The sequence below is a fragment of the Stenotrophomonas maltophilia group sp. Smal13 genome (assembly GCF_030236855.1).
GTDB classification, from domain to species: domain Bacteria; phylum Pseudomonadota; class Gammaproteobacteria; order Xanthomonadales; family Xanthomonadaceae; genus Stenotrophomonas; species Stenotrophomonas maltophilia_A.
In genome coordinates this window covers 1-16,555 of sequence record NZ_JASJSQ010000062.1, presented here as the reverse complement: position 1 = coordinate 16,555, position 16,555 = coordinate 1, and the positions used below count along the sequence as shown (strand labels likewise).

General features: G+C 54.0%; 19 protein-coding genes. 16 read left to right on the top strand and 3 right to left on the bottom strand.

Features of this window, described 5'->3' with window-relative positions:
* Positions 1-17 precede the first annotated feature (17 nt).
* From QRO95_RS17970 to QRO95_RS17950, 5 genes are all read left to right on the top strand, one after another.
* Entirely contained in the window at positions 18-458 is a 441-nt protein-coding gene (locus QRO95_RS17970; protein ID WP_099476026.1) for a LexA family transcriptional regulator, read from the top strand.
* 57 nt (positions 459-515) lie between these two features.
* Positions 516-1,331 (top strand): hypothetical protein, encoded by an 816-nt coding sequence (locus QRO95_RS17965; protein WP_285303129.1) that lies wholly within the window; start codon positions 516-518, stop codon positions 1,329-1,331.
* Positions 1,331-2,593 (top strand): Y-family DNA polymerase, encoded by a 1,263-nt coding sequence (locus QRO95_RS17960; RefSeq protein ID WP_285303128.1) that lies wholly within the window; start codon positions 1,331-1,333, stop codon positions 2,591-2,593. The genes QRO95_RS17965 and QRO95_RS17960 overlap by 1 nt, the downstream gene beginning before the upstream one ends.
* 70 nt (positions 2,594-2,663) lie before the next feature.
* Positions 2,664-3,806: a hypothetical protein gene (locus tag QRO95_RS17955; protein ID WP_143570054.1), complete on the top strand. Its 1,143-nt coding sequence runs from the start codon at positions 2,664-2,666 to the stop codon at positions 3,804-3,806.
* Positions 3,807-3,829: 23 nt separating this feature from the next.
* Positions 3,830-4,363: a hypothetical protein gene (locus QRO95_RS17950; RefSeq protein ID WP_099476023.1), complete on the top strand. Its 534-nt coding sequence runs from the start codon at positions 3,830-3,832 to the stop codon at positions 4,361-4,363.
* 53 nt (positions 4,364-4,416) lie between these two features.
* Here the strand turns inward: QRO95_RS17950 and QRO95_RS17945 are convergent, their stop codons facing one another.
* Together QRO95_RS17945 and QRO95_RS17940 are read right to left on the bottom strand one after the other, a co-directional pair.
* Complete coding sequence (locus QRO95_RS17945) at positions 4,417-4,755, bottom strand: hypothetical protein (RefSeq protein ID WP_099476022.1); 339 nt, start codon at positions 4,753-4,755, stop codon at positions 4,417-4,419.
* Between the two features lie 158 nt (positions 4,756-4,913).
* The gene (locus QRO95_RS17940; RefSeq protein ID WP_158490965.1) at positions 4,914-5,288 is read right to left on the bottom strand and encodes an OB-fold protein; all 375 of its coding nucleotides are present in this window, start codon (positions 5,286-5,288) and stop codon (positions 4,914-4,916) included.
* A 58-nt stretch (positions 5,289-5,346) separates the two neighbouring features.
* Here QRO95_RS17940 and QRO95_RS17935 point away from each other — a divergent pair, with 58 nt between their 5' ends.
* From QRO95_RS17935 to QRO95_RS17915, 6 genes are all read left to right on the top strand, one after another.
* On the top strand, positions 5,347-6,927 hold the full coding sequence (locus tag QRO95_RS17935) for an LA2681 family HEPN domain-containing protein (protein WP_143570053.1): 1,581 nt from the start codon (positions 5,347-5,349) through the stop codon (positions 6,925-6,927).
* Between the two features lie 32 nt (positions 6,928-6,959).
* On the top strand, positions 6,960-7,760 hold the full coding sequence (locus QRO95_RS17930) for a hypothetical protein (RefSeq protein ID WP_099476019.1): 801 nt from the start codon (positions 6,960-6,962) through the stop codon (positions 7,758-7,760).
* A 14-nt stretch (positions 7,761-7,774) separates the two neighbouring features.
* A complete protein-coding gene (locus tag QRO95_RS17925) occupies positions 7,775-8,584 on the top strand; it encodes a hypothetical protein (protein ID WP_143570052.1) in 810 nt (269 codons plus the stop codon).
* 395 nt (positions 8,585-8,979) lie between these two features.
* Positions 8,980-9,135 (top strand): DUF4113 domain-containing protein, encoded by a 156-nt coding sequence (locus QRO95_RS25395; protein WP_088470211.1) that lies wholly within the window; start codon positions 8,980-8,982, stop codon positions 9,133-9,135.
* On the top strand, positions 9,116-10,540 hold the full coding sequence (locus tag QRO95_RS17920; RefSeq protein WP_143570051.1) for a hypothetical protein: 1,425 nt from the start codon (positions 9,116-9,118) through the stop codon (positions 10,538-10,540). Before QRO95_RS25395 ends, QRO95_RS17920 begins: the two co-directional genes overlap by 20 nt.
* 118 nt (positions 10,541-10,658) lie before the next feature.
* Complete coding sequence (locus QRO95_RS17915; RefSeq protein ID WP_143570050.1) at positions 10,659-11,657, top strand: ankyrin repeat domain-containing protein; 999 nt, start codon at positions 10,659-10,661, stop codon at positions 11,655-11,657.
* 355 nt (positions 11,658-12,012) lie between these two features.
* On the opposite strand, the gene intI1 is transcribed toward QRO95_RS17915, so the two are convergent.
* Entirely contained in the window at positions 12,013-13,026 is a 1,014-nt protein-coding gene (gene intI1, locus QRO95_RS17910; RefSeq protein ID WP_000845048.1) for a class 1 integron integrase IntI1, read from the bottom strand.
* An 82-nt stretch (positions 13,027-13,108) separates the two neighbouring features.
* Between intI1 and QRO95_RS17905 the strand changes: the two genes are divergently transcribed.
* The 5 genes from QRO95_RS17905 (at position 13,109) to QRO95_RS17885 (ending at position 16,178) form a co-directional block, all read left to right on the top strand.
* A complete protein-coding gene (locus tag QRO95_RS17905; RefSeq protein ID WP_285303127.1) occupies positions 13,109-13,534 on the top strand; it encodes a hypothetical protein in 426 nt (141 codons plus the stop codon).
* Positions 13,535-13,646: 112 nt separating this feature from the next.
* Entirely contained in the window at positions 13,647-14,201 is a 555-nt protein-coding gene (locus tag QRO95_RS17900; RefSeq protein WP_014454105.1) for an aminoglycoside N-acetyltransferase AAC(6')-Ib', read from the top strand.
* Between the two features lie 168 nt (positions 14,202-14,369).
* Positions 14,370-14,717: a quaternary ammonium compound efflux SMR transporter QacE delta 1 gene (locus tag QRO95_RS17895; protein WP_000679427.1), complete on the top strand. Its 348-nt coding sequence runs from the start codon at positions 14,370-14,372 to the stop codon at positions 14,715-14,717.
* Positions 14,711-15,550 (top strand): sulfonamide-resistant dihydropteroate synthase Sul1, encoded by an 840-nt coding sequence (sul1, locus tag QRO95_RS17890; RefSeq protein WP_000259031.1) that lies wholly within the window; start codon positions 14,711-14,713, stop codon positions 15,548-15,550. Before QRO95_RS17895 ends, sul1 begins: the two co-directional genes overlap by 7 nt.
* A 127-nt stretch (positions 15,551-15,677) precedes the next feature.
* Positions 15,678-16,178 (top strand): GNAT family N-acetyltransferase, encoded by a 501-nt coding sequence (locus tag QRO95_RS17885; RefSeq protein ID WP_000376623.1) that lies wholly within the window; start codon positions 15,678-15,680, stop codon positions 16,176-16,178.
* Positions 16,179-16,555: the final 377 nt, after the last annotated feature.

The window sequence follows — 16,555 nt, the reverse complement described above, 5'->3', positions numbered from 1 at the left end:
CAACCCCGCCTGCACCCATGGCCCGCCAGACCACCGTCAACGCCCACCCTGAGCCTGCTGCGGCCACCTCGCCGCTACTGCCGGTCAACGTCACGTGCGGCTTCCCAAGCCCCGCAGAGGACTTCTACGGGGCAGGCGACGGGCTGGACCTCAACCAGCACTGCATCTCAAACCCGGTGGCAACGTTCTTTGCCCAAGCCGACACCGGCACCTCGATGGTGGGTTTTGGGATCCAACCTGGGGACACCCTGATTGTGGACCGGTCACGCACCCTACGTCCCGGCGACATCGTGCTGGTGAACTGGGAGGGTGGGTTCACGGTCAAGAAATTGGTTCAGCGGCGGGGTCGATTTGAATTGCATTCGTCCGCAGAAGACATACCGCCCATCATCGTGCCGCCCGACGTTGAATTGGATGTGTGGGGCGTGGTCACGTGGTCGTTTACCCGGCACGCTTGACAATATTGGCTTCTGTGTTTGCTTGAATGTATTCAATGCAAATAAAGGGGGGGCAATATGGGGATGTGTTCATCGTTTAGGTCATATATTCATGGGAAGTCGCTTGAATTATTGATTTCTGTCATTGTTTTTTTTGATCGACTCTTGATTTGTCTAGTTGTTGCGTGCGGTGTAAGAGCAGTTCAATTATTCTTGTCGGTCAAGCCAAAAAAGGCTGGGGACATCTTTGATAGCGCTGTTATGTACAACTCGCATTTCAATAATTCAGCATCGGGCATTCTTAAGATTGCTGCAAACGTTGCTGGGTTTGAAGCCATACGGGATGCATTCGTATACAATGCAGCCTTGAATTTAGATGTGGAGACGTCAATCGAGTTGGTTAATTCGGGCGTGCTTGATAGATGCTGGGATATTGAATGCCTTCTCTTTGAATTGTCTGTGTGGTGCAAGTGTCCTGAGGAAATTGAAAGTTTGATAGCCGCAATTATTCGTCGGCGGAGGAAGGTGAGCCACCTCAAGGTGCTTAATCAACTGACTCGCCCGCCACTAGAGAATGGGGCGTCAGCCGTCCACAATGTTCTTCGGATCATGCAGAAGAATGGCTACAACTTCCACGGGGGTCTTTCTGTGGCACCAGAGACATTCTTTTACCCCAATCCCAGTCCTGGGTTGATTTCAGACTTGATCGAGTGGGGTGTGTATGTTGAGCGTCCGACGGAACATGGATTGTCGGAGATGGCCGCATATATCAATTCGGAAATCGATGAAGGCGACCGCCGTATCGCCGAGCGTGACGCCGCCAATATCGCCCAGGCACTTGCCGACGCTGGCCTGACTCAAGATGACACCCCTAAGCCGAAAAGAAGGATGTGATGTCTGTTGCGCAACCATTGATCGGCTTGGTGGATGGAAACAATTTTTATTGTTCGGTTGAGCGTATCTTTGACCCCAAGTTGCGCGGTGTTCCGGTTGTTGTGATGTCCAACAACGATGGATGCGCCATTGCCCGATCCAACGAAGCTAAAGCACTTGGCATTGGAATGGGGCAACCCATCCATCAAATCCCCTCGCACATCCGCAAGCAACTGCATGTCCGAAGCGCCAATTTTGCGCTGTACGGGGACATCTCCGCGCGCATTGCACTCATCCTGCGCGATCTGTTTCCCGACGTGGAGGTCTACTCCATTGATGAGAGCTTCGTGTCCTTTGACGGGATCCGTGCGCAGGATCGGCGCAAGGTTGCCATAGAGGCCCGCGCACGTATTTTGAAGTGGGTAGGCGTGCCCTGTTGCGTTGGGATCGGCCCCACGAAGACCCTGGCTAAGATGGGCAACAAGATCGCCAAGGGGACCGAGCAGGGCGTGTGGAACGTGCGACGACCCGACCTGGGCAACTTCCCCATTGGCGACGTGTGGGGCGTGGGGCGCAAGTTTGCCGCGCGCCTAATGGGCGAGGGCATCACCACAGCAGCCCATCTGGTGTCCGCAGATCCACGAGGCATCCAGGACCGCTACGGAGTGGTGCTGGTCCGCACGCAAAGCGAACTCAATGGGGTGCGATGTGCTGAGCTGCAGGAGGAAGAACCCGAGCGCCAGCAGATCATGGTGTCCCGCTCATTCGGCAGCGAAATCCACACACACGACGACCTGGCGCAAGCGGTGGCCACCTTCGCTCAGCGTGCCGCCGAGAAGTTGCGCGCCCGTCACCTCACGACGCACGGAGTGTGGGTGTTCTTTCACACCAACCCGTTCGGGAACACCCAGCAATACCACCCGTCGCGAACCGTTCGATTGGTGGCACCAACCGCCGACACCCGTACCATTTTGGAGGCGGCGCAGACGGCAACCGCTGCGATGTACCGCCCCCATGTTGCGTGGAAGAAGGCCGGAGTGGGGTTGGTGGATCTGAGCGCCGATCATGTGCAACAGGCGGATCTGTTCGCCCCGGTGCGCAACCCGAAATCCGACGCACTGATGAAGGCTTTGGACGCGGCCAACCACAAGTTCGGGCGCGGCAGTCTGTCGTTTGCATCGTCCAGTGCGGGTCCAGGCGGTGCCCCAAAATGGGCAATGCGGCAGGAGCATCTGTCGCGTTCCTTTACGACCCGCTGGGATGAGATACTGGTTGCCAGATAGGGCTGCACCATGCGTGGCTTTGGATGGTCGGCTCACAAACGCAGTGGTGGGTTTCAACAAGGGGGTTGTAATGAAATGGATATTCGGTATCGGATCAATTGGCTTGTGTGCCAATAAAATTAAACCGATCTTCGCACTTGTCAGCATTTCAGTTTTGGGTGCTTGCGATCAGTCGGTGCCACCTCCGGCCTCTCCCATCTCACCGCCTGCCGTGACAGACCCTGCTCCTGTTGTAGAAGTGCAGCCAGCGGAAGAGCCTGCGCCCGAGGCGGCAGCTTCTGCTGACGTTACCGATGTGTCCGAAGTGGTCCAGGATCTTTACCGGCAGATGAAAGACAAGAAGGCGCTGCAAGATAAGTTGTGGGCGGCCGCAAACGCAATCAACGACTACAACCATGTAGGGACGTACTACAACGAGTACCATATCCCCGAGCATTCTTGTTACGTACTTGGGCGGCTGCTAAAGCAGGATAAATATATTGCTGGAACCGTGATGACGTACGATCCAGATTACGTCACCGCCACGACTGAGAACGCCCAAGACCTGCGCGTTATGGCTGTCTCGTTGAGCAACTTTAACAGTGTGGCGAACGGCATCATTGGGGACGCTCACCATGAGCGCGTAATTGAATGGAACTTGGACTGTGTGGGTCGATTTGGCATCCCGAGAGATGCATCAATCGAGCAAGTAGGACAGTCGTCGTTCTACGTAATTAGAGCTGAGGGCAGAGTGCTGCAAGTGCTGGGGGATATCGAAAAAGGCTTTGCACAAAAAGTATCTGACGCAGTTGAAGCCAATCCAACGGTTGAGCAAGTTGCTTTGGGGAGCGGAGGTGGATATGTGCTCGAAGCAATTGCAGCCGGACGGTACATCCGCAGCAAGGGATTGGAGACATCATTGTGGAACAACTGCTATTCCGCGTGCCCATTAGTCTTTATGGGGGGCGTGGAGCGAGTCAATTGGTCGCCATACGGGGACTTGGGCTTTCATCAAGTCGCAGATGAAAACGGGACGGCTGTGCCGGTGGGACATCCGATATATCAGGCAATCTTCAACTACACGTCAGAGATGGGCGTTGATCCAACGTATGTTCTCAAGCGCATGTGGAGTTCGCCGCCGTCTGGTATGACGATGGTTGAAGGGCAGGAGGATGAACTCTGTGATGCACGTATTATCACCTGGGTCCAGCGGGGCTGTTCCAAGCCAAATTGATGGATGTCTAAAAGGAATTTTCCGTGAGTACCTTTCAACGCAATTTTGTGTTTCTTGTCTTTTTGATGTTCGCGCTCACGCAGGGAGCCATCGCGTCCGATGTCCCGCCCGAAGATTCTGAGAATTGGGCGGTGAACTCCGCGTGGGTGAAGGAATTGCCTGCGCTTGATCAGCAAATCGTCCTAGTGTCGCTGGGCCTTGGCATGTCAACACATGTGGATACGAGGTTGATCCCCGCCGTTAAAAGCAAAAGCGACATGCAATGGGTGTTGAAAGTGGCTGGCACGTCCAATGTCATGTTGGCGGGGCTGGCAACGCGCAGTGAGGAAATGCGTGCGATATTTGATGAGCGGTCCAAGGTCTATCTTGAAGTCATCAATGGGCGGATGGGTGCGGACGAGTTTGAACGCAAAATGGCTCAGATCAGTTTGAAAATTGAAAAGGCCACCGCCGACATCACGCCACAGCAAATCGCCCAGGTCCGCAGCCAGTACCGCAGCAGATTGTATGACACGGAGACAGCACTGATCGCGTTTGCGAAGCTAAGAGCGAGGTAGTTCAATGGACATAAAAAAGCCCGCTTACGCGGGCGTAGAAAGATGGCTGGGCGTCACTCATCAAAGATTACTGTGATGCAGTCCAGTTCGTCTTCCGAGTAGATCGGCAGTTCCTCTGCCGGTTCCGACTTCACTTCCTTGATGATGCGTTGCGTGTTCTTTTGGTCGCGAATTGTGTACATGGTGTGGGTGCGATTGCACTCACGCAACGCCAGCACCTTTTCCAAGAACGCCTCATCAATGTCAATGCCTTTCGCCTTGCTGTTGCAAGTCATGGCGATATTCGTGAGGCTTGCACCGTCGTCATGATCTTTTGCGATCCGCGCCATGGAATGCATGAAACGTTCGTCAATGTCATGGAACTTTTTGGGCAGCACTTTCTTCTTAGCCATCGTTGTCTCCTTGTGGAAGGGATGACGTAGGTATAGGCCAAAAAAATGACGTGCACAAGCCGTTGGAAGTCAGCGTAACCGGCAGTTGTGGGTCGCTGACGCCACGCCAACCACCAAGATTTCGGTTGACGAACCACGCACAACACAAGCGGCAGTGGTTAGGGGTGTTTTGGCACCCTCACGCAATTTTTCAGCATCGGCGTGCCGGAGACGTGTCCGTTGCCCAGGCAATCGAGCGTCACCGACTGCCCTCTGCGCAAACCGGCCAACTCATCCTTGCGCGCCGGGTCCAGCACAGCCACGGGCCGGTCGTGGATCCCCGTGCCTTCAAAGCTCAGAAGAGGCGAGCGGCGGTACAGCGCGGGCTCCTCGGCAACCACGCCAGTGACCCGCAGCCGTTGACCCATGTAGTGCCTGTCGGCAGCAGCGGCGTCACGGGTGTAGGCCGCCAGCAAGACCGTTGCGTCCACAGCAAGCGGGGGCTGGGCATGAGCAGCTGCTGCCAAAATCAAAACGGTCGAAATTAGGCTCATGACGGTGTGTAATGGACGGTAAGGCCCCCATGCTACACGCACGCGTTCGGAGAGCGCATTGACCGCCATACATTTGACACGCGAACAGATGTTCGCCCTGGCTGAGCAAATATCGTTCCGTGCAGCAGCAGGAAAGATCACCGCCCGGTTTATGGATCAACTCGGCGCGCTGATCGACGCGGCAGGGGTAACCCAAGACCTCGAACTGTCTCTGCGTTGCATTGAGGTGATTGGCAAGTTCGGGGAACTGGATGACAAGCGGTATGGGTGCATGCTGCATTACTTCCATGCCAACGCTTTGGGATGGTTGTACATACATCGTCATACCGATGACAACGCATTGTCGTGGATCCAGCCGGACAACACTGCACAGATCTATGAATTGCGGTCAGCCATTGCACATGCTGGCTTTCCCCTGCATCCCGCTGAATTCCGCGCGCAGGTCCATTCCAACCTAGGCAATGCATTCAACAAGACGGGGCGAATTCATGACGCACTGGAACACTGGCGAAAAGCGTTAGCTCTGGACCCGATGCTTGCGATGGCCCAAGGCAATATGGCGGGTGCACTGTTCTTTTACGCGCGCAATCTGTACGACGTAGGTCATCGGGAGTGGATCAACATTGAAGGGCGTGAGCAACTGCGCAAAGCGGTTGCCATTGGCGTTCATGGAGCCACATTTGTTGAAGCTGCTGATCGCTTTAGGCGCATGCTGGGTGCCGTAGAGCTAGGCTTGGATCAGTACGGTATTGAGCGCAAACCGGATTGTACCTGGATGGACAATTTCTCACTGGGGAAGAGCGCCCAGGAGAAGCGGTATCGACGTTGGTGTCTGGACAACAGGCTTTTCCTCAACCCCATGAATGATGCGTACATCCAGCCAGTTGCCGCCACAGATTCGCTTTCGCTGCCAACACATCGAGCCGATGGGGTGGGGATCTCGTATCTTGCTGCGTTCAACCAACTCAAACAGGAATACATCTATGCCAGATGGTGCTTGTTCGTTGGGCTGGATGACCAGAAGACGCATATGGCCGACCGTGAAGTATTGTTGTCATCCAACGCCGACAGTGCGCGCTACAGCATCGCCATTGAGCAGGTAAAAACCGCTTACCGTGCGGCCTACTCGCTGTTGGATAAGGTTGCGTACTTTGTGCGCGACCGCTGGGAGATTGGTGCTAAGCGAAAATCGGCTGACTTCGCACGACTGTGGCGGACAGAACCAAAAAAGGGCACGGAGACAACCATTCGCCCGGAGTTTGAAAGCAGTCAGAATATTTGGCTGCACGCTCTGTACAGCCTGTCCGAAGACATCTTCAATGAGGACACAAGGCAATACGCATCGCCGGACGCTCAAGAACTTCACGTCGTGCGTAATGCTTTGGAGCATCGGTTCTTCAAAATTGTTTGGTCCAGGTCCGAGTGCGACGAAACATCGATGCACCACGACCGACTGTCGGAACAGATGACATTTGACGAGTTCCAAAGCAAAGCCCTGCGCGTTTTGACGATGGCACGTTCTGCAATCATGTACCTATGCCTTGCAATGCATCGAGCCGAAGTGCAGCGTGCCGAAGAAGATAAAGCTCAGTCTATGTCGTTCGGGGTGAACCACATTCCGGACCGGCTTAAAGGGTAAAAGCGGCGGCACATGAAAAGGGAGATTTCGCGGTGACGTTCAAGATTGTTGATATTGAAGAACTGATTGCTCAAGCCAAGGCATCTGGTGTGAGCAAGATCAGTGTTGAAGTGCCTTTGCTTGCGTCGTACACCCAAGAGGCGTGCGTCTCGCAGACTCAATGGATGATGTTGCCGCACCACCACAAGCACTACGCTTGGCTGCACGTGGACGCAGAGGGCGTACCGTTCTACGCCGGTTACGGTCGTGGCCCCTACGCGTGGCAGAAGAACGGTGGCATTGCCTGGGAATGGTTCGTTCGCGAGCGATTGGGCGGCGAATACCGTGTTGTCGTCCTAGCAGTGGGCCTGTCAGAAGCACACATCCACAGCATTTTTGAGCAGATGCTTGAGATGTACAACACGAGATTGCTCAATCAATCGAGCTTCTACAGAGGCATGGACTACAAGGCACTCAAAGAAGAGAACGACAAGAAAAGAGCAATCCGACCCTTTTATGCATTTGTTGGTAGCAAGAAGCCAGCGTCAGAAATATTTCAGGCGGCGCTGACCGCTCAACAATTGCAGTACGAGCTTGATCCCTATCGTGGCGAGACTGGCCGTTTTGGTGAAGTTCTCAAGGCAATGGATGCATCACAGCCGGTCAATGATTACTTCATTACTACGATTGTCGAGTGGTATATGGGGCAGGGGGACTTGGATGCCGCAAAGCACGCGTTCGCCGAGTTCAAGAAAAGAGCCCCACGATTGGCGGCAAGTAAGAGGGTGACAAGGCTGGATAAGTTGTTGGAGCGCGGACGCTTCTACCGACGCCCTGGCTGGTTGGATCAATAAAAGGATTTTTCCCGATGAAATGGCTTGCTCTTATTGTCTTAGGTGTCGGCAGCGCACACGCTGCACCGCTTCCCCTATCACAGCGGTGCAATTTGATCGTTGGATCAACTGTTGGAGCACATCCAACCCGTGAGCTTGTAGAACTGCTCGCTCACACGCCCCTCAAGGATGAATTCACATCCACGGAGCGGCACGACTCACAGCTACGCGAGTTCATCGGCTCGCTTGATGTTCCAGGTAAAGATGGGCAGTTGTGCGTCTCCTCCAAAGGCGATGGTGCGCTCTTTGACTACGACGCAGACTCGCAAACGCTGTGGGCCAATGTGGAAGCAGCCTCCGGCACCCGCATTTTCCGTACGGCTCATGGGCGGATCACTGTGAGGGATGTTGTCTCCGATGAATGGGACAGCGTGATTTCCGACCGAGTGATGACCAATGCTTTGGGTGTCAGCGTGGATGGGTTACATGCCACTGGAAAAGCAGCATCCGTTGGCTTCACCAGCGAGCAGATGGACGCATTTCACCGAAAGCTTCCTTACCACCGCTTCAAAAGCGCGTATGGGACAAAGGCAATGTCCATGCTCATGGATCCGAACCAGGCGCGAGACGTAAAGCCACACGCAATGGTGGTGTTCCAGTACAGGCTGCGAAGCCCATATCTGGCTCAAGGAACCGATGTTCATGCCGCTACGATGGACAGCCCTGGGAGCTTTGCCATTGAGAAATCGGTGGTGCTGGGTGACCTGATTGCCGTCGGCATTGTGGATGGCCGGACGGGTGAAGTTCTCGCCGTGACGCGGAATGAGGCGGATCCAGCACTTTAACTTTGGGCTGTCGAGCTGATTTGTAGGTCATGAGAGCAACAGTCCAATGCGTCCATTGGGCTGCTTGCCAGTGCCGATAGTTTTCCAATCAACCAATGATTTTTCCGATTTCTTTGACTATCTTAAGTATGATTTTGAGATTTTCAACGGGTCCGTAAATCGCCATTGCTGAGATGAGAATTAGAGTTGAGTATAGGTCCATAATTATTTTTCCTTGTAAAGTTATGGTCGCACGGTCATTTCCTTGTGTGGTTGTGAGTGCGGATTGAATTGTACGCTGCCCGTTATAATTAACAACTGTCAAACTGGGCCGCGAACGGACATGCGGTGACGTGACACGCGACGTATCAGAGGGTACGCAAGAGTTGAACCGGCATGTACCAAAAGTCCCTGCAATGCAGGTTGTAGAAAAGGCAAACATGGAGTTCGGACGCGGATGGATTGGCTTTGGATCCGCAACCGTTGCACCTTACAGCGTCACCAAATGGACCATGCGGCAGGAGCATCTGTCGCGTTACAAAGGGGTTATTAGTGAGTATTGCCAATCTTAGTGATAAATTTAAGAAAATATTTGAGCGCGATGATGGTGTTGCGCAGCGAGAGATGCAGTCTGCATCACGCATGATCAATTCGGGTGAGTTGACTCAAGATGACGTGCTTTCGCGCGACAATTTGGTTGAGCGTTATGTGTGGCTTATTCACCAATCCAGAAATATCTTATCGGCGTGGGCGAATTCCGGGGATATGCAGCCGGTACTCAATCAGGATGCTGGAATTATAGGAATGGTTGACCCGCGCCATGGAAACATTGTGGCCTTCACAATGCGTCACTCTGAATTGGCGGAAATTGAAATTGATGTGCCAGAGAATGGGAAGTACGCAGTCATTGCGTACGAAGATCTGTCTGTTTGCCTGTACGAGACGTACAAGGACTACCGCGCAAAATGGAATGCAGAGTATGGCGGCACATCCTCCGTTTCCGATGATGTGCCATCAACGCCAGAAGAACTAATCTCCAAGCTTTCAGAGTTCAAGAGGCTGCTGCAAGGTTTGGAAGACGAAGATGATGGTAATCACGTCGTGTCTTTTATGGAGCGAATGAAGGCCAGTGGGGATTCATACAAGCGTCCGAACACAATGACAGAGGCGCGCGCCCAGGCTGGATCAATTTTTAAAGATTCAACCGACCCAATGCTGGGGGCTGTTGTAAAGGGTATCTATCAAAGCCGTCACGTTGACATAGATCCAAACGATCTTCGCCGCTGTGCTATTGCAGCCATCTGTGCCGGACGGGATTTGCTTTACAAGCAAAATGGTCGAGAATTGGATGAGTCAAATCCATTCTCAAATGTGAAGGCATCTATTTCGCCAGAAGGCATCATCCATTCGTTTGCTGTGAACAATCATGTCGTCTTCTTTGGAGACGAGCCAATGGAGGAAGATGACCGTCTGGCGTTCGATTTGGACTACGTTCCCCTGTCGATCCATTATATTGACGCACGCACGCGTAGTGTTCAAGAAATCACTCATGAAGGCGAGCAGGCGACTAGAAAACGTCAAGATTTTCCAAGCCTACTGGATCTGATCAATAATATTGGTCACGAACAACTTGATGTTGTTGCAAACAACTTGGCGGTGATCGATGGAATAGCCAACGAGCAGCTTCCACAAGCCCTGGAACTGGCGTTGTCGGTCGCAAAAATTCGATTTCAAGGCGCACAACTGAACACCATAAACGCCTATATCCGCGTGCGCTATGCAATGCGGCTGAGCGGAGAGCGGGACTGGTCTGTTGCCCCCAGTGGCCGCGTTGTTGCCGGTACAAAAACTGCCATCATTCTCAATTGTGATGATGGGGTAGGTCACATCTGTTCTGGTGATGATCTGTGCATCCCATCTATCGATCAAATTTTCTTTGTGGGCAAGGATAGCGTCAGTCGATTTCTTAGAAGCTAATAAGGAACGAGATCTCCAGCATCATTAAGGCCGCCGCACGGTGGCCTTTTTTTTGTATTGACAAGGTTCAATCTTCTGCTTAATTGATGATGTCTTAAGGCTATATAAGGGGTGATGCATGACTGACATGAGAATACATGAATTGCTCAAAACCAGTGAGTGGGACGCGGCGTTGGATCGCGAGGAAATTAAAGAGTATTTTCAAACTCATGATGTGAATGAGACGTTCTATGTGAGTGGTGGTGCGAGTCAAACTCTACTGACTCCACTTGCTTATGTTGCATCAAAGAGTATCAACAATTTTGATCGTGATAACGTTCTTGATGTGATGAGGGATTTGATTGAATTGGGTGCCGATGTGAACGCGCCAGTTCGTAAGTCTGATTACTACGGTGACGGGTTTTTAAAGGGTGACGGCAAGGAATTGGTAGATCTTGCTAACGGCACAGATCGCATTGAACTGTTGGTCAAAAGTGGAGCCAGCGCAAAAGAGTCGCATATCCTCTCTTTATTCCGAGAAGGAACGGGTGGCGCTTTTATCGCAGAAAAATATTTCGACTTGATAGAGCCCAGGCACTTCTTCCACTTAAAGAACAACAATGAAAGTGCAGCAATAATTGATGAACTGGCTCTTGCGGGTTACGACTTTAATGTTCAGGATGAGAACGGTGACACGCCACTAAGTTATGTGCGTGACATTCACAATGTGAAGCGGCTTGTTGATTCGGGAGCTTCGGTTCGTATTCCGAACAACGATGGTGAAACGTTCTTGGATCAATGCCGTGCGGAATTTATTGCGAAAAATTCCTCGGCCAATGGCGCTCAAATCATGAGAGATCTCGGTGTTAACCTGAGCGCGCCAGATCACTTTGGAGATACCGCGCTGCACAAGATGATGTACGAAGGTAACAATTTGGAGCGTATTAGAAATCTGTTGGACGCTGGGGCCGATCCCACTGTTCGGGACGCAGATGACAAGCTTCCTTACCAAGTGGATTCCAGGGGTGAAGATCGGCATGAAGCTAAACTTTTGTTGGAAAGCGCAGCCACAAAACGAAAACTTGTGGAAGAGCTGGGTGAATCACAACAACAATTTGCTATGCGACGAAAAATGTAAAAGAGATAAGCCTGCTTCGGTGGGCTTTTTTATTGGGATTCTATCCACACTCAAAAGTGCCTTAGATTTTATATTGGCGTTTCGATGTTGACAATGTTGCAGTTCATGTTTAATTGAGTGCATCTCAATTATTTTAAGGGGTTTTATGGACAATGTCGTTTTCAGAAGACGGCTGCACTGAACGTCAGAAGCCGACTGCACTATAGCAGCGGAGGGGTTGGATCCATCAGGCAACGACGGGCTGCTGCCGGCCATCAGCGGACGCAGGGAGGACTTTCCGCAACCGGCCGTTCGATGCGGCACCGATGGCCTTCGCGCAGGGGTAGTGAATCCGCCAGGATTGACTTGCGCTGCCCTACCTCTCACTAGTGAGGGGCGGCAGCGCATCAAGCGGTGAGCGCACTCCGGCACCGCCAACTTTCAGCACATGCGTGTAAATCATCGTCGTAGAGACGTCGGAATGGCCGAGCAGATCCTGCACGGTTCGAATGTCGTAACCGCTGCGGAGCAAGGCCGTCGCGAACGAGTGGCGGAGGGTGTGCGGTGTGGCGGGCTTCGTGATGCCTGCTTGTTCTACGGCACGTTTGAAGGCGCGCTGAAAGGTCTGGTCATACATGTGATGGCGACGCACGACACCGCTCCGTGGATCGGTCGAATGCGTGTGCTGCGCAAAAACCCAGAACCACGGCCAGGAATGCCCGGCGCGCGGATACTTCCGCTCAAGGGCGTCGGGAAGCGCAACGCCGCTGCGGCCCTCGGCCTGGTCCTTCAGCCACCATGCCCGTGCACGCGACAGCTGCTCGCGCAGGCTGGGTGCCAAGCTCTCGGGTAACATCAAGGCCCGATCCTTGGAGCCCTTGCCCTCCCGCACGATGATCGTGCCGTGATCGAAATCCAGATCCTTGACCCGCAGTTGCAAACCCTCACTGATCCGCATGCCCGTTCCATACAGAAGCTGGGCGAACAAACGATGCTCGCCTTCCAGAAAACCGAGGATGCGAACCACTTCATCCGGGGTCAGCACCACCGGCAAGCGCCGCGACGGCCGAGGTCTTCCGATCTCCTGAAGCCAGGGCAGATCCGTGCACAGCACCTTGCCGTAGAAGAACAGCAAGGCCGCCAATGCCTGACGATGCGTGGAGACCGAAACCTTGCGCTCGTTCGCCAGCCAGGACAGAAATGCCTCGACTTCGCTGCTGCCCAAGGTTGCCGGGTGACGCACACCGTGGAAACGGATGAAGGCACGAACCCAGTGGACATAAGCCTGTTCGGTTCGTAAGCTGTAATGCAAGTAGCGTATGCGCTCACGCAACTGGTCCAGAACCTTGACCGAACGCAGCGGTGGTAACGGCGCAGTGGCGGTTTTCATGGCTTGTTATGACTGTTTTTTTGTACAGTCTATGCCTCGGGCATCCAAGCAGCAAGCGCGTTACGCCGTGGGTCGATGTTTGATGTTATGGAGCAGCAACGATGTTACGCAGCAGGGCAGTCGCCCTAAAACAAAGTTAGAGCTCAAGATGAAGCATCACGCAGCTTTGTATTTCAGAACTGCCATGACCTTAGATGAGTTGGCTGAGATTATCGAAATGGAAAACCCGTTCTTCGATTGTGAAAACGAAGATGAATGGGTTATTGGTGTTTGTGAAGGAGTCGATAAGATTGATGTGTGTCGCACTCACAAGGTTCCACCGATAGAGACGGATACAGCCATTCTTCGTTATGCGCATGCAATGGAAAGCGCCATTCCGACTGAGGTTCTCAAAACAATTACCAGTCGGTTGTTAGCCCATGGCATTACAGATATTAAGATTCGCGGTTTTGACAAATGGGGCACCGAGTTTCTTTTTGCCTCAGCAGCTACGGAGTTAGGCCTATGAGCTCTAACCCTTCGGTCAAGCGGGACTGCGGGACCAGCGTGGTTTCTCCGGCCATCTCCTTTCGCGCCGCAGCCCCTTACCTTCAACGTTAGGCATCACAAAGTACAGCATCGTGACCAACAGCAACGATTCCGTCACACTGCGCCTCATGACTGAGCATGACCTTGCGATGCTCTATGAGTGGCTAAATCGATCTCATATCGTCGAGTGGTGGGGCGGAGAAGAAGCACGCCCGACACTTGCTGACGTACAGGAACAGTACTTGCCAAGCGTTTTAGCGCAAGAGTCCGTCACTCCATACATTGCAATGCTGAATGGAGAGCCGATTGGGTATGCCCAGTCGTACGTTGCTCTTGGAAGCGGGGACGGATGGTGGGAAGAAGAAACCGATCCAGGAGTACGCGGAATAGACCAGTCACTGGCGAATGCATCACAACTGGGCAAAGGCTTGGGAACCAAGCTGGTTCGAGCTCTGGTTGAGTTGCTGTTCAATGATCCCGAGGTCACCAAGATCCAAACGGACCCGTCGCCGAGCAACTTGCGAGCGATCCGATGCTACGAGAAAGCGGGGTTTGAGAGGCAAGGTACCGTAACCACCCCAGATGGTCCAGCCGTGTACATGGTTCAAACACGCCAGGCATTCGAGCGAACACGCAGTGTTGCCTAACCCTTCCATCGAGGGGGACGTCCAAGGGCTGGCGCCCTTGGCCGCCCCTCATGTCAAACGTTAGATGCACTAAGCACATAATTGCTCACAGCCAAACTATCAGGTCAAGTCTGCTTTTATTATTTTTAAGCGTGCATAATAAGCCCTACACAAATTGGGAGATATATCATGAAAGGCTGGCTTTTTCTTGTTATCGCAATAGTTGGCGAAGTAATCGCAACATCCGCATTAAAATCTAGCGAGGGCTTTACTAAGCTTGCCCCTTCCGCCGTTGTCATAATCGGTTATGGCATCGCATTTTATTTTCTTTCTCTGGTTCTGAAATCCATCCCTGTCGGTGTTGCTTATGCAGTCTGGTCGGGACTCGGCGTCGTCATAATTACAGCCATTGCCTGGTTGCTTCATGGGCAAAAGCTTGATGCGTGGGGCTTTGTAGGTATGGGGCTCATAATTGCTGCCTTTTTGCTCGCCCGATCCCCATCGTGGAAGTCGCTGCGGAGGCCGACGCCATGGTGACGGTGTTCGGCATTCTGAATCTCACCGAGGACTCCTTCTTCGATGAGAGCCGGCGGCTAGACCCCGCCGGCGCTGTCACCGCGGCGATCGAAATGCTGCGAGTCGGATCAGACGTCGTGGATGTCGGACCGGCCGCCAGCCATCCGGACGCGAGGCCTGTATCGCCGGCCGATGAGATCAGACGTATTGCGCCGCTCTTAGACGCCCTGTCCGATCAGATGCACCGTGTTTCAATCGACAGCTTCCAACCGGAAACCCAGCGCTATGCGCTCAAGCGCGGCGTGGGCTACCTGAACGATATCCAAGGATTTCCTGACCCTGCGCTCTATCCCGATATTGCTGAGGCGGACTGCAGGCTGGTGGTTATGCACTCAGCGCAGCGGGATGGCATCGCCACCCGCACCGGTCACCTTCGACCCGAAGACGCGCTCGACGAGATTGTGCGGTTCTTCGAGGCGCGGGTTTCCGCCTTGCGACGGAGCGGGGTCGCTGCCGACCGGCTCATCCTCGATCCGGGGATGGGATTTTTCTTGAGCCCCGCACCGGAAACATCGCTGCACGTGCTGTCGAACCTTCAAAAGCTGAAGTCGGCGTTGGGGCTTCCGCTATTGGTCTCGGTGTCGCGGAAATCCTTCTTGGGCGCCACCGTTGGCCTTCCTGTAAAGGATCTGGGTCCAGCGAGCCTTGCGGCGGAACTTCACGCGATCGGCAATGGCGCTGACTACGTCCGCACCCACGCGCCTGGAGATCTGCGAAGCGCAATCACCTTCTCGGAAACCCTCGCGAAATTTCGCAGTCGCGACGCCAGAGACCGAGGGTTAGATCATGCCTAGCATTCACCTTCCGGCCGCCCGCTAGCGGACCCTGGTCAGGTTCCGCGAAGGTGGGCGCAGACATGCTGGGCTCGTCAGGATCAAACTGCACTATGAGGCGGCGGTTCATACCGCGCCAGGGGAGCGAATGGACAGCGAGGAGCCTCCGAACGTTCGGGTCGCCTGCTCGGGTGATATCGACGAGGTTGTGCGGCTGATGCACGACGCTGCGGCGTGGATGTCCGCCAAGGGAACGCCCGCCTGGGACGTCGCGCGGATCGACCGGACATTCGCGGAGACCTTCGTCCTGAGATCCGAGCTCCTAGTCGCGAGTTGCAGCGACGGCATCGTCGGCTGTTGCACCTTGTCGGCCGAGGATCCCGAGTTCTGGCCCGACGCCCTCAAGGGGGAGGCCGCATATCTGCACAAGCTCGCGGTGCGACGGACACATGCGGGCCGGGGTGTCAGCTCCGCGCTGATCGAGGCTTGCCGCCATGCCGCGCGAACGCAGGGGTGCGCCAAGCTGCGGCTCGACTGCCACCCGAACCTGCGTGGCCTATACGAGCGGCTCGGATTCACCCACGTCGACACTTTCAATCCCGGCTGGGATCCAACCTTCATCGCAGAACGCCTAGAACTCGAAATCTAACGTCCGTTCGGGCATCGAGGTCCATGTCGGGGTGGGACGGGCCCGTGGCTTCAAGATCACTTGCAGTCCGACCGCGATGTCTTGGTTGCGCGAGAGGTTGTCGATATCCTCCACTTCCATCATCAACCCTGGATAATGCCGCCGCCGTCATCGCCGCCGACGCCCGTGCCGGGCTTTTCGGGCCTGTCAGGCTTGCTCGGCCTTCAGCCTGCCTGGGCGAGATCTCCGGCGGACGGATTAACGGCGGAGCTTCGCCGCCTTTCGTGCGTGTGAAGGCCGAAGATAGTTCTCTCAAAAACATCCGTTTATGAGAGATACCAAATGTCATTTTCAGAAGACGACTGCACCAGTTGATTGGGCGTAATGGCTGTTGTGCA

What these genes read in the sequence shown, in the direction of transcription:
- QRO95_RS17940 (WP_158490965.1), bottom strand. Translation starts at nt 5,288, where the DNA reads ATGAGCCTAATTTCGACCGTTTTGATTTTGGCAGCAGCTGCTCATGCC.
- QRO95_RS17905 (WP_285303127.1), top strand. Translation starts at nt 13,109, where the DNA reads ATGTTATGGAGCAGCAACGATGTTACGCAGCAGGGCAGTCGCCCTAAA.
- QRO95_RS17960 (WP_285303128.1), top strand. Translation starts at nt 1,331, where the DNA reads ATGTCTGTTGCGCAACCATTGATCGGCTTGGTGGATGGAAACAATTTT.
- QRO95_RS17970 (WP_099476026.1), top strand. Translation starts at nt 18, where the DNA reads ATGGCCCGCCAGACCACCGTCAACGCCCACCCTGAGCCTGCTGCGGCC.
- sul1 (WP_000259031.1), top strand. Translation starts at nt 14,711, where the DNA reads ATGGTGACGGTGTTCGGCATTCTGAATCTCACCGAGGACTCCTTCTTC.
- QRO95_RS17885 (WP_000376623.1), top strand. Translation starts at nt 15,678, where the DNA reads ATGGACAGCGAGGAGCCTCCGAACGTTCGGGTCGCCTGCTCGGGTGAT.
- QRO95_RS17915 (WP_143570050.1), top strand. Translation starts at nt 10,659, where the DNA reads ATGACTGACATGAGAATACATGAATTGCTCAAAACCAGTGAGTGGGAC.
- QRO95_RS17965 (WP_285303129.1), top strand. Translation starts at nt 516, where the DNA reads ATGGGGATGTGTTCATCGTTTAGGTCATATATTCATGGGAAGTCGCTT.
- intI1 (WP_000845048.1), bottom strand. Translation starts at nt 13,026, where the DNA reads ATGAAAACCGCCACTGCGCCGTTACCACCGCTGCGTTCGGTCAAGGTT.
- QRO95_RS17945 (WP_099476022.1), bottom strand. Translation starts at nt 4,755, where the DNA reads ATGGCTAAGAAGAAAGTGCTGCCCAAAAAGTTCCATGACATTGACGAA.
- QRO95_RS25395 (WP_088470211.1), top strand. Translation starts at nt 8,980, where the DNA reads ATGCAGGTTGTAGAAAAGGCAAACATGGAGTTCGGACGCGGATGGATT.
- QRO95_RS17925 (WP_143570052.1), top strand. Translation starts at nt 7,775, where the DNA reads ATGAAATGGCTTGCTCTTATTGTCTTAGGTGTCGGCAGCGCACACGCT.
- QRO95_RS17955 (WP_143570054.1), top strand. Translation starts at nt 2,664, where the DNA reads ATGAAATGGATATTCGGTATCGGATCAATTGGCTTGTGTGCCAATAAA.
- QRO95_RS17895 (WP_000679427.1), top strand. Translation starts at nt 14,370, where the DNA reads ATGAAAGGCTGGCTTTTTCTTGTTATCGCAATAGTTGGCGAAGTAATC.